General features: G+C 69.6%; 13 protein-coding genes. 9 read left to right on the forward strand and 4 right to left on the reverse strand.

Translation table 11 applies throughout. The features are described from left to right. From VF289_RS13585 to VF289_RS13600, 4 genes are all read left to right on the forward strand, one after another. Nucleotides 1–146, forward strand: a 146-nt coding sequence (locus tag VF289_RS13585) for an integrase core domain-containing protein (protein WP_330884446.1), incomplete at its 5' end; no start/stop codon positions are given. Continuing rightward, nucleotides 137–730, forward strand: a complete 594-nt coding sequence (locus VF289_RS13590; protein ID WP_330884447.1) for an alpha/beta hydrolase — start codon at nucleotides 137–139, stop codon at nucleotides 728–730. The genes VF289_RS13585 and VF289_RS13590, both read left to right, overlap by 10 nt. 213 nt (nucleotides 731–943) lie before the next feature. Further along, nucleotides 944–1,345, forward strand: coding sequence for a hypothetical protein (locus VF289_RS13595; protein WP_330884435.1), 402 nt, complete (start codon nucleotides 944–946; stop codon nucleotides 1,343–1,345). A 45-nt stretch (nucleotides 1,346–1,390) separates the two neighbouring features. Beyond that, nucleotides 1,391–1,939 (forward strand): HIT family protein, encoded by a 549-nt coding sequence (locus VF289_RS13600; protein ID WP_330884436.1) that lies wholly within the window; start codon nucleotides 1,391–1,393, stop codon nucleotides 1,937–1,939. Between the two features lie 313 nt (nucleotides 1,940–2,252). On the opposite strand, the gene VF289_RS13605 is transcribed toward VF289_RS13600, so the two are convergent. Continuing rightward, nucleotides 2,253–2,480, reverse strand: coding sequence for a hypothetical protein (locus VF289_RS13605; protein ID WP_330884437.1), 228 nt, complete (start codon nucleotides 2,478–2,480; stop codon nucleotides 2,253–2,255). 130 nt (nucleotides 2,481–2,610) lie between these two features. On the opposite strand from VF289_RS13605, the gene VF289_RS13610 reads away from it, so the two are divergent. Beyond that, a complete protein-coding gene (locus VF289_RS13610) occupies nucleotides 2,611–3,618 on the forward strand; it encodes a DUF4037 domain-containing protein (protein WP_330884438.1) in 1,008 nt (335 codons plus the stop codon). A 112-nt stretch (nucleotides 3,619–3,730) separates the two neighbouring features. Here VF289_RS13610 and VF289_RS13615 read toward each other — a convergent pair whose 3' ends face one another. Together VF289_RS13615 and VF289_RS13620 are read right to left on the reverse strand one after the other, a co-directional pair. Then, nucleotides 3,731–4,720, reverse strand: a complete 990-nt coding sequence (locus VF289_RS13615; RefSeq protein ID WP_330884439.1) for a CPBP family intramembrane glutamic endopeptidase — start codon at nucleotides 4,718–4,720, stop codon at nucleotides 3,731–3,733. Then, nucleotides 4,717–5,280 (reverse strand): DUF3887 domain-containing protein, encoded by a 564-nt coding sequence (locus VF289_RS13620; RefSeq protein WP_330884440.1) that lies wholly within the window; start codon nucleotides 5,278–5,280, stop codon nucleotides 4,717–4,719. Before VF289_RS13620 ends, VF289_RS13615 begins: the two co-directional genes overlap by 4 nt. A 285-nt stretch (nucleotides 5,281–5,565) precedes the next feature. Between VF289_RS13620 and VF289_RS13625 the strand changes: the two genes are divergently transcribed. Continuing rightward, nucleotides 5,566–6,408: a hypothetical protein gene (locus tag VF289_RS13625; protein WP_330884441.1), complete on the forward strand. Its 843-nt coding sequence runs from the start codon at nucleotides 5,566–5,568 to the stop codon at nucleotides 6,406–6,408. 113 nt (nucleotides 6,409–6,521) lie between these two features. Here the strand turns inward: VF289_RS13625 and VF289_RS13630 are convergent, their stop codons facing one another. Continuing rightward, nucleotides 6,522–7,841, reverse strand: coding sequence for an FAD-binding oxidoreductase (locus VF289_RS13630; protein ID WP_330884442.1), 1,320 nt, complete (start codon nucleotides 7,839–7,841; stop codon nucleotides 6,522–6,524). 113 nt (nucleotides 7,842–7,954) lie between these two features. Between VF289_RS13630 and VF289_RS13635 the strand changes: the two genes are divergently transcribed. From VF289_RS13635 to VF289_RS13645, 3 genes are all read left to right on the forward strand, one after another. Continuing rightward, entirely contained in the window at nucleotides 7,955–8,890 is a 936-nt protein-coding gene (locus VF289_RS13635) for a sigma-70 family RNA polymerase sigma factor (RefSeq protein WP_330884443.1), read from the forward strand. Between the two features lie 118 nt (nucleotides 8,891–9,008). Next, a complete protein-coding gene (locus tag VF289_RS13640) occupies nucleotides 9,009–10,748 on the forward strand; it encodes a hypothetical protein (RefSeq protein ID WP_330884444.1) in 1,740 nt (579 codons plus the stop codon). Between the two features lie 274 nt (nucleotides 10,749–11,022). Next, nucleotides 11,023–11,672, forward strand: a 650-nt coding sequence (locus VF289_RS13645; protein WP_330884445.1) for a phosphotransferase family protein, incomplete at its 3' end; no start/stop codon positions are given.

Genomic DNA, 11,672 nt, shown 5'->3' on the forward strand with positions numbered 1-11,672 from the left:
TCTACTCCGAAGACGAACGGCGCGAAGCGATCAACGTCTGGGTCCACCACTACAACTATCATCGACCGCACACCTCCTGCGGCGATCAGCCCCCGGCCACCCGAGTCCACGAACGTGTCGACAACGTCATGACCTCATACACCTAGCCGAGGCCCTACGGCAACGTGGTGCCCGGGTCGTTGTTCCACGCCTACACCGGGGATCTCTCAAAGCGGACGTCAGGGCCGTCCAAGCGGCAGCAGATCTCTGCGAGACACCTCCGATACTGGCGGGACACAGTTTCGGGGGTGCCGTGATCGCAGACGTCGCCCGAGCGTGCTCGTACGTCTTCTTTTCCGCCTTCGCGCCGATGGCTGGCGAGAGCTGCGCTGAACTGGGTGGACCCGACGCGCTCGTCAACCAGTGGGTGCGACCTCACGCTTCCGGCGGCACCTATGTTCCCGAGCAGTTCGCCCGGGAACTTTTCTACGCAGACTGCTCGTCAGCGGACGCATCACGCGCCATCGACCTACTGGTGCCCCAGGCCGGAGGGCACGGCCGCGGCGTTGTGCGACGGGCTGAATGGACCAGAGCTCCCAGCCACTACATCGTGTGCGAAGACGACCGCGCCGTGAGCCCAGAACTCCAGCGGACGATGGCCCGCCGCTGCGACAGCAGCCAGCACATCCACGCAAGCCACTCCCCGCACATTTCTCAACCCGAGCTCATCGCCGAGGCCATTTTCGGCTGAGGGGACTGCTACGCCAGCTGAACACCTCAACTGCACAAGTTTGCGCCGTTGAGGACGACCCTGCGAGACAGCTCCGCGACCGTAGGCTCCTCCGCCCCACAGGGTCCGAAACGGCTGTTTCGTGACACATCTGCGCCGTGGGGTTTACCCCAGAGCGGCAACTGCGCCGCATGGCGTGCGAGGGCCCCTTTCACGAGCTTCTAGCCTTAGCTCATGTACATTCGATTCCAGAGTGCGGTCCCAAACCGGCGGGGAACCTACCCGGGCATCTTCGCGATGACGAACGGCCTGCGCGACTGCGGCATGCTCACCGACGACGACGCAGAATGGATACGCCGCGAGAACGCCGACGGGGAGCGGAACTATACGGATCCGAGCACTGTCACCGCCGACTGCTACAGCGCCACAATCAATCCTGGTGCTCGATCCTGGTTCAAAGCGGAGGCGTTCGACCTCCTCGTGATGGCCCGTCGGTACACGACGCTGCTGGACAGGTACGAGGTGCCTTGGGTCGAGCTCCACACCGACAGTCCGGGGAGAATCGTGTACGAGGACCCTGTCCAGGTCGTAGCGGTGCCATTCACCCATGAGGAGCATTGGCCCTTCAGCGGCTAGCGAGAACCGCCGACACCGCGACGTGCCCCGTGGCACGATCGCGCCATGGCTTCGCTCTCACCATCGGCCGGGATGCCCTACGTTCCGCGAACCGACGCTTCGCTCGAGGAGCTGACCCATTGGAAGGAGCAACGATCTCGCGTTGGTGTGCGAGTAGCTGCATTGAACGAGAAGAGGATCTGCTATCAGTGCGAGGAACTGGCGACAGGGGGTGTGCTTGGTCCTCAATCACTGGTCTTCGACGACTCCGATGTGCGAGTTGCTCTGGCCGCAGATCCTCGCGCACCGGGTCACAGCATCGTGGTGTGGAAGCCTCACGTCCAGGACTTCACGGCGCTGGATGATGAGGCGGTCACCCGGCTCTTCACGGTGTGTCGTGACGTGGCGAAGGCTCTGCGTGCCGCGCTCTTGGGGGTCGAGCGCGTCTACCAGGTCTCCATGTGCGACGGTCCGCTGAATCACCTTCATGTACAGCTGATCCCTCGATACTCCGGTGTGCCCATTGGGTCCCAGCGCCTGGTCGACGCTCGCGGCCCGCTTCTCGATGGACAACAACTCGCAGCCAGAATCCGCGGAGCTCTCGACATGCAGTGACTGTTGGAACCGTTACGCGGACCGAGCGACCTCAACTCGACACATCTGCCACGTTGGCGACGACCCTGTGGGACAGCTCCGCGACCGAAGCCTCCCCGTTATCACAGCGTCTAAACCAGCAATTTCGTGACAGATCTGCGCCGTGGGGTAAACCCCAGGGTAGAGACCAGTCCGCGTCCCAGCCGACCGTTAGCGGTGATTCGCCGCCCGACGCTAGCGCACACGCAGGGACAGCGACGCACCCGGTGCCACCGGCGCAGCACCCTCGTTGCGCGTCCCCCTCGCGCTCACGGTTCGCTCAGGCAACCTGACGTCAGGACGGCGACGCAGCCATGCCGCTCCGGATGTGCTCGGCTGCCTCGTCGTCCTCGTACACCCGGCTCGACTCCACGGTCCCGGCCACCACTCGGCAGAAGACACAGTCATCAGCACTCATGGCCTCCACCATGCCCGAGCCGACGTGATCAGTTGCCCGATTCCGCTGAATCAGCGCGCAGTACTGCGCAGTGGGCGACCCGGGCGCCGAGAATTCGATGTCCATTACCCGCTGGCGTACCTACCTTGGCGCTATGGACTCCGAACTGCGCAGCTCCGCCCCCACGCACTCTGTGCCTCGCGGCCTGGACCTCGCGCGGGGCTTCTACGAAGACGTCGTCGCTCCGCTGCTGGACATGCCGCACACCGCGTGCCTGATCGGGGAAGGTTCGGAGGTTCTCGGGTATGACGACGAACAGTCCCGCGACCATGAATGGGGGCCGCGTCTGCAGCTTTTCGTCGCCGCAGGTCACGTGGACGAGGCCCAGCACGTGGTCGCCACGTCTCTGCCGATGACGTACCGAGGTCTCTCCACTACCTGGTTCTCGCTGTCCGCGGGCAGGCCCACGCACCACGTCGAGGTCTCCGAGCTCGAGGCATGGCTGCGCGCGAAGCTGCCGACCATTCCCGCCGATCCGATGAGCACCCCGGACCCGGCGATCTGGTTGACGCTTCCTCAACAGCATCTGCTGCAGCTCACGGCGGGCGCGGTGTTCCGTGACGATCTCGGCGACCTGGCCCGACTTCGTGAACGGCTCGCCTGGTACCCGGTCGATATCTGGCGATGGCTCATCGCCTCGCAGTGGCAGTTGCTGAGCACGACGGTTCCGACGCTCGGGCGCTCGGTGCAGATCGCCGACGAACTCGGGGCTCGCATCCTGGCGGCAAGGTGCTGCCGACTCATCATCGAGATGGCGCTTCTCCAGGAACGGCGTTATCGGCCCTACCCGAAGTGGCTCGGCCGCGCCTTCGCCGAACTCGAATCAGCCGACGCGCTCTCCCCGTTGTTGCATCGGGCGATGACCGCAACTACCTGCGGCGAATCGCTCGACGCCCTGCTCGAGGCCCTCGTGGTCCTCGGGGACGGCCACAATGCCCTGGACATCACCACCCCGGTGAGACCGCGCATAGCCCCGTTCGAAGTCGGTATCAACGACGCCGTACGGCCGTACGAGACGCTGAACATCGGCGAGTTCGTCGACGCCACCATCGCCTCCGTGGAGGACCCCGCGCTGCGGGATCTCTCCCGTGTCGGAGGTATCGACCAACTCACCCACGCCGACGACCAGCTCATCAACTTCACCGGCTGGCCGCAGATCCTTCGAGACGATTTCCGCCGACAGCTGACCGAGGTGAGGCGCTGAAGCAATCGGAGTGCTGCCTCGAGCGGATCTTCTCGCCCAGACTGATTCGACCGAATGCGGACGGACGACCCTGCAGCGGCCGGTGACGAGCCGGGGGACCGCAGCCCGGACGTCACGTCGCAACGCCCCGCGTGACGGCCTCCTGCTCATCGGTCCCGGTCGGTCGGCCGTCTCGTGGCGTGAACTGGCCGGTGGCCGCGAGGAGAACGACGAGAGCGAGCGGCACGATCCACCCGCTCCAGCCGAGGATCGTCGCCTGGGTGGTGTCGATGTGCTCTCCCGCCCGGGCGAAGAGGAGATGGCTCCCGCCGGCGCCGTTGAACGCGGCATGGGCGAGGGCGGGCGGCCAGATAGATCCGGACCGGAGTCTCAGCCAGCTGAAAACGGCACCGACGAGGATGCACATGATGACCATCGCCGTCACGCCGAGCCAGCCGGGTGCGCTCGGGTAGTTGTAGCCCAGCAGGATCAGGGGCGCATGCCAGAGCCCCCAGATGATGCCCGAGATCAGCAACGCCCAGAGCGTGCCGAGCGGCATCAGCTTCGGCAGCAGCCATCCCCGCCATCCGAGCTCCTCACCCAGGGCAGGGATCAGGTTGATCAGGGACGCAACGGGAAGCGTGATGAGCTGGATGGCGACGAGCGCGCCGATCGGAAGGGGAAGCTCGGCGCCGCCTGAGTTCTCGTCGAGGGTCTGCTGGAACGCGGAGAAGTGCACGAAGTCAGCGGGGTAGACCCCGAACAGGGCACCGACCGGGAGCGCCGCCAGCACCAGCACGATGGACACGACGATTCCCAGCGCCGCGTAGCCGATCAGTCTCCGGACCGGCCTCAGGGGCCAGAGTCCGAGCGTCGCCGCCTTGTGCGGTGACGGCTCCACGAAGAGCACCACGGCAAGGGCGGCGATCGTCGGGGTCATCATCATGGCGATCGCCACGACCGGGAACCACGGGGTGGCGAGCCCATCGCCGAGCCAGAGCGGAAGCGCGACGAGCCAGGCGAGGACGACGGCGAGGGCGACGAACAGGCCGACGGACCACAGGGCGCGCTCCCGCAGGTGGGGCCGCGTCGTGGCCGGACCTGCTCCGAAGCCGAGCGTCATGACGTCTTCGCGTCGACGATGTGCAGGCCCGCGATGGTCCTGTCGTCACGGAACGCGATCCGTGCCGTGTAGTCGCCTGCCTCCAGCCACAGTGCCGTGTTCGTGACCGTCACGTCACCGGCTCGCAGGACCTCAGGTTCTCCACGGCTCTCCAGCGTCCCCGCCAGGCCCACGACCTGAGTCCAGGCTGCCGCGAGGGCGTCCTCGGAGAGGCCGTCGCGCATGGCGGGATCGAACTGCTCCGCGATCGATGTCCATCGCCCCGAGACCAGATCGTCGATGACGGAGACGGCCAGCTCGGCAGCATCGGGAAGCGGGTGAGTGGTCAGAGGTTCTCCCGTTCGCGGATCAGCTGGCCTGCCATAGCGCTGGAATGCCGCCTGCCGGCTCACGCCGAGAGCATCGCCGATGATCTGCCACGTGGCCCCCTCCTGGCGTGCTTGTGCCACGATCGCGCGCATCACCTCATCGGCGGCGGTCTGGATGCTCGCTGCGCGCCCTATCGAGGCCGCCCAGTCGTCGCTGGTCGTCAGGACGCGCGCCGCCAGGAGCGCGTCCATGTGTGCCTTCAGAGCTCGCACTGCGGATGTCAACGACGATTGCACGAGTCAAGGGTAGGTTGACAGCGGGGAGATCTGCAAGGTGTGGTGGCGTTCCGGGTGGCGGTCGGCTCAGCGCGGCAGCTGCTGCGGCGACCGGGGGAGCAGACGCCCGATCGATGTGCGGCATCGAGCGGCATTCCTAGCGTCGACCCCACGCGCAGAGATCCCCAGCCCGTCCGTGACACCATCTCGGCGACGCCGGACTCGGAGCGCCTGCTGGCTCCGGATCTGGCCCGAGGGGTGATGCTGCTGCTCATCGCGCTCGCCCACTCCCGAATGCTGCATGCGGGGGGCGATGACCTCACTGCCCCCGCCGGTGGTGGGCCGCTCGACATCGCCGTCCAGTGGCTGCTCACGTCGCTGGTCGATGCCCGCTCCGCGTCGCTGTTCGGAATACTCTTCGGGTACGGCCTGGTGCAGCTGACCCGGCGCCGCTCGGGCCCGGACGGGGACCCGACTCGGGCACGGAGGCTGATACACCGGCGCGGAGCCTGGTTGGTCGTGTTCGGCATCGCGCACGTCGTCCTGCTCGACAGCGGGGACATCATCGGCTCCTATGGACTGTTCGCCGTGGCCCTCGCAGGGGCCGTGTCCTGGTCCGGTCGTCGCTCGTGGGCAGCGGGCGCGGCCACCCTGGCGATCAGCGCCGCCGCCTGCAGCGTGCTCCAGGTGATGGCCGGAGCCGCCGACGGGTCGGCGGGGGTCGGGTTGAACCGTCTCGAGAGCGCGCTGCTGCGGACGATGGCGCTGCCGATGCTGCCGATCGCCGCGCTGACCGTGGCGCCGGCGGTACTGATCGGAATTTGGGCCGGGCGGATACGGCTGCTGGAACAGCCCGACCGCTACCGCCCCTTGCTGCGTCGTGCCGTGTGGATCGGGTTCCCGGTGTCCGTGCTGGGGGCGCAGCCGGTCGCTCTGCAGGCTGCGACCGTCGCGGCCGCCGGGGTCGCCGTCGCCACCTGGGTGGCCGGCGTCGTCATCGCCGACGCCCTGCAGCGGGCGGGCCGGCGTGGGCCGGCTGAAGCGCTCCTGCGATACCTGACCTATCGCGGCCGGCCGCGGCAGCCCGAGCTTGCGGCGCAGTAGCCGGAGCGCGCCGCGGCGTGCGGGCTGTCCAGGTGGTCGGGCGCCAGCCCGTCCCCGCAGGTGCCCACATCACCCAGCACGCCCCCTCCTCGTGGAGGGAGGCGGGGTGCCGCTCACCCCATGATCCCGACATTCCCCCGCACTGTCCTGCGGGGATCGCGCTCGTGCTTGAGCCGGCGCAGCCGCTGCACCGAGGCGTCCGGCAGAGCGGCCGACAGATCCTGGGACGGGGCGAGGAGGGTGAGCGGCGTACGGCCGCTGACCGGCAGCGAGTCGGCGAGCTCCGCCTGGCGATGCCCGATCTCCTCCGCCGCCTCCTCGCTCGAGGGCACCCCGAACAGGTAGAGCCCGTACGGCTCGTCGAGCGGGCCGTGCGGGGAGTCCGAGGGCTGGGCGAAGGCCGCGCCGAGGTGCCGGATCTGCGCGGTCATCAGCGGGGCGATCGGCGTCTCGAGCAGGGCCGCGAGCGCCTCGTCATCGAGCCGGGTGAGGAGCTCCGCCCGGGACGTCCCGGGCCCCGGGTCCACGGGCTCGGCGGTGATCGACCCGAGCTCGTCCACTCCCAGCACGGCGCGGGTGTCGCTCAGCGGAGCGGGCAGCGAGTCGGTGGCCTCCAGCAGTCGGCGGGCCGCGGATTCCTCGCCGAGGAAGGTGGAGTCGATCGCGATCAGCGGCTGGTTGCCGGGGAAGCTCAGCAGCTCGAGCCAGAGCGTCAGCTCGGGCGGCGCCTGCTCGGTGACGGCGCGGAACACCAGTGCGACCTGGCGCGCTGCGGTGGCGGGCCAGAGCTGCCGCCCGCCGAACAGGGCGGGGGCGGGGTGCAGGCGCAGTTCCAAGGAGGTCACGATCACCAGATCGCCGCCGCCTCCGCGCAGAGCCCAGAAGAGCTCCGGATCGCTGGTCGCGCTCACGTGCCGCGGGGTGCCGTCGGCCGCGACGATCTCCGCCGAGAGGATGCTGTCGGCCATCCAGCCGAAGGCGCGACCGAACCAGCTCAGCCCGCCGCCCAGCGCGGCGCCGGTTACCGTGACCACGGGCGAGCTGCCCGGCAGCGCGGTCAGGCCGTGCGGCGCGACGGCCCGCTGCAGATCCCCCGAGCGCACGCCGGCGCCGATCCGCGCGGTCCGGGCGAGGGGATCGACCTCGATGCCGTCCAGGCGGGAGGTGCGCAGAAGGACCGCGCCGTCGGCCCGCCCGGTGGCGCCGTGGCCGCTGGGCTGCGCGGCGACAGGCAGGCCGTGGGCGGCCGCGAAGCGCACGAGTGCAGCGACGTCGGCCGCATCTGCGGCCTCCACGACCGCGAGGACCGACTGCGGGATCGCGAGATTCCAGGGGCGATGCGCCTGGTCGAAGCCAGGATCGCCCGGAAGCTGCACGTCCCCGCGGACGGCATCGCGCAGCGAGCTCAGGTCAGGGTGGGGGAGGATGGTCATCAGGACTCCTTGAGGTGCTCGATCGGGGGAGGGGACGCCCGTGCTGGGCGGTCCTGGTGAGGAGTCGCTCCCCGACGACGAAACGTGACGAGAGATCACGCGGGGGGACGACGATGGCAGTGCCGGACCAGCAGCCGACGCTCGAGGAGGCGGCCACGCAGTTCCTCGCGCACCGCCCCACGCTCTACGCGATCGCCACCCGCGCTCTGGGCTCGCCCTGGAGCGCCGACGACGCGCTGCAGGAGGCATGGATCCGCCTCCAGCGCGCCGACCTCGCCGCGATCGAGAACGTCGAGGCCTGGCTGACCACGGTGATCTCCCGCGTGTGCATCGACATGATCCGCCAGCAGTCCCGCCGGCGCGAGGACCTCGCCTGGGACGCCGACGCCGACGCCGACGCCGACGTCGGTCCCGGCGCCGATGCCGCTGTCGGGACGGCCATGGAGCCGGAGGGCAGCGTGATGCGGTCCGAGGATCTGGCGGTCGCGATGCAGGTTGTGCTCGAGCATCTCGGACCGCTCGAGCGCCTGGCCCTGGTGCTGCACGACGTCTTCGCCCTCTCCTACGCCGACATCGCCCCGATCGTGGAGCGCACCCCGGTGGCCGCCCGACAGCTCGCCTCGCGGGCTCGCGGCCGTCTTCGCGGTGTCGAGGTGGGCGAGGTGCGCAGCCGCCAGGACGCGGCGATCACCGCGTTCCTCGAAGCAGCCCGCGGCGGGGACTTCGGAGGCCTGCTGCAGGTGCTGGACCCGGAGATCGAGCTGCGCAGCGACCGGGCCGCGGTGGAGATCGCCACCGCGGGCGCCGGCGACGGTGCGCCGCTGCTCATGCATCAGGTGCACGGCGGCGACGCCGTGGCGCGGGTCTTCGCCGGCCGGGCCGAGCTCGCGCGCCCGGTGCTGGTGGGCGGGGTCCCGGCCGCCGCCTATGTCCCAGACGGCATCGTGCACGCGATCTACCTGGTCACCTTCGACGCCGACAGGATCGTGCGCCTCGACGTCGTCGCCGATCCCGCGCACCTCGCCGTCCTGCCCGTGACCTTCCTCTAGTCCCGGCCGGGCACCTCGGAGCGTTCCCGCGCACCGCGGCGTGGGTGGCAGCGGATAGGCTCGACCGCAGGGGAACATGACCGCGCCCACGAAGGCCGGTCACGCGAGAGGGGAACACATGTCGCAGTCGAACTATCCCTACGGTGACGGGGGAAGCCAGGGCCATCCGGGCAGCGGATACCCGGGCCAGCAGCCCGCACCGCAGGGAGACGGGGAGCAGCTGCCGGCGCCCTCGCCCGACGGCGCCGTCCCCTCGAGCCCGGCCTCCGGTGCGTCTTTCGGCTCCGCAGCACCGCCCACATCGCCGACTCCCGCGGCTTCGGCTCCGTCGGCCGCGCCGGGACCCTGGTCGGGCTCCGCCCCGTCGGCGCCGGCGCCACCGTCCGCCGCACAGGCCGGTGCGGTGCTGAAGAAGGTCGGCATCGGCAACCCGCTGCCCACCTTCATCGTCGGGGCGCTCGCCTACGTCGTGGCCCTCGGCGCCTCGCTGGTGGTGATCGTCTCCGCCGTCCTCGCCGTGCTCACCTTCGACACCGGTGACCTCACCGGCGGCACCGACCCGATCGGCGGCGCAGGATCCTCCTCCGGTGGCGACGGCGGCTTCCAGATGATCGTGGGGCTGATCGGCATCCCGTTCCAGCTGGTCTCCCTCGCCTCCTTCGGCTCCTACGACCTCGACCTCAGCATGGGCTTCCTGGGCAGCGTCACGATGAGCTCGCGGGGGCTGCCGCTGCTGATCACCGTGGCGATGGTGGCGACCGGCTTCCTCGGCGCCCGCCTGGTCCAGCGCCGCCTGGGCTCAGGGCGCTGGGGCTCCAACGGGGCGCTCGGCGCGCTGCTGTGGACCGGGATCTCCGGACTCGCCGTGGCGATCTTCGCCGTGATCGTCACCCGGCTCACCGCTTTCGCCTACGAGGACGCGTCGGTCGGCATGTCCTTCTCGATGCATTCCGCCGGCGCGGACATGTTCTTCGGCACCTGGGTGCTCATCGGCCTGCCGATGCTCCTGGGTCATCTCGCCGGGATGGAGAAGCCGAGCTGGTGGCCGCTGGTGGCGGACCTCGCCGCCGCGCCCCGGCTCGCGCTGGTGCACGCCCTGGCCTTCGCGATCCCGGTCGGGATCCTGACCATGGTCGGCGGGGCGATCGGACTGCTCCTCGACGGGGACGGCCAGATGGTGATCCCCCTCCTGCTGTCCCTGCCGATCTGGGGCCTGACCGGTCTGGCGATGCTGCCCGGGCTGGGGATGCTCACCGTGCCGCTGCACATGAACTCCCAGGGCGCAGAGGACCTCGGGATCCAGCGGGCCAACGAGTTCCTGTGGTTCTTCGACCTGCCCTGGTACGCATGGATCCCGATGGTGCTCATCGCCCTGCTGATCCCGCTGCTGGTCGCGGTGCTGTGGCACCGTGACCGAGAGATCGTCTCCGGCAGCATCCCCGCGCTGGTCGCGTCCTGGGCGGCGCTCCCGCTCGCCTACTTCGCGGGATCGTTGGTGCTGATCGCACTGGTGTGGACCCGTACGCACGTGGACATGGGACTGATGGGCGACATCGCGGTGAGCATGAGCCTCGCCGCCTGGATGCCGCTGGTCGCGTTCTTCCTCGGCCTGGTGATCGAGGCGATCGCGCGCTTCGGCGCCCCGTTCGTGGACCGTTTCGTGCCCGGGGTGCTGGTGAACTGGTTCCGCCGCTCGGCGCGCGCACGCCGCGCGGAGCAGGCGGCGAGCTCGGAGCAGGTGCAGGGTGCGGAGGCGGCATCGCCGAGCCAGGCTCCGGAGATGCCCGTCGGCACGGGCGCTCCGTACGGACACGGTTCTCCATACGGACAGGGTTCGCCGTACGGCTCGGACAGGTGACGGCGGGGTCGCCGCGCCGGCACAGGCGACGACGGCGAGCCGCCGCACCCACCACGTGAGCAGCAGGTCCCTCTCGAGCGGGGCCTGCTCGACGTCGAGTCTCCACACCGGATCGCGCCGGGATCCCTCGGCGCCCAGGGTGTCGGCGTTGATCGTATGCACGTGACCTCCTCGACTCGGCGTCTCAGCCGAGGTCACGTCGTCGGGAGCGGCAGAACGGCCGATGGTGGATCTCCCGGCTGCCGCCTGCAGCGCGCTGTGCAAGGCTCGAGGCATGCCCGACCGGCCCCCGCCCCGCAGCGACGACGCACAGGACGATCTCGTCCTGCGGCGGATCCTGGAGGCCGCGGGCCTTCCGATGACGGGCCGGTACCAGCGCAGGGCCGGATGGGTCAGCCGAGCGTGGATCGGCGACGAGCACGTCGTGCGCCTCACGACGGATGCCCGGTTCCGCGATGCCTACGCGCATGAGGCCGAGGTCGTCGCGCTCCTCGAGGGCAGCGAGGTCCCGCATGCCCGGCACGTCGCCCACGGGGACGGTCCGGACGGTCCGTGGTACATCTCCGAGCGTCTGCCGGGACAGACGCTGCACGAGGCGTGGCCCACGGCCGATCCGGTCGCGAGACAGTCGATGATCGAGAGCCTCGGCGCCGCGCTCCGTGCACTCCACCGTGTCCCGGCGCCGGAGGGTCTGATGCCACCGTGGTTGTCCCGGGCGCTCGACGGAGGGATCTGGCCCGCGTACCACCCGCCCGTCGTCGGTCGGATCCACGACCTGCTGGAGGCAGCGATGCTCTCCGAACGGTACGACCGGTCACTGTTCGTCGACCTCAGCGCCTGGATTCACGAACGGATCCCGCTCGTCGCGGCCAGTGAGCACGTCCTCGTGCACGGCGATCTCCACGGCTCCAACGTGATGGTCGC

The sequence above is a fragment of the Brachybacterium sp. genome (assembly GCF_036379615.1).
Taxonomy (GTDB): Bacteria; Actinomycetota; Actinomycetes; order Actinomycetales; family Dermabacteraceae; genus Brachybacterium.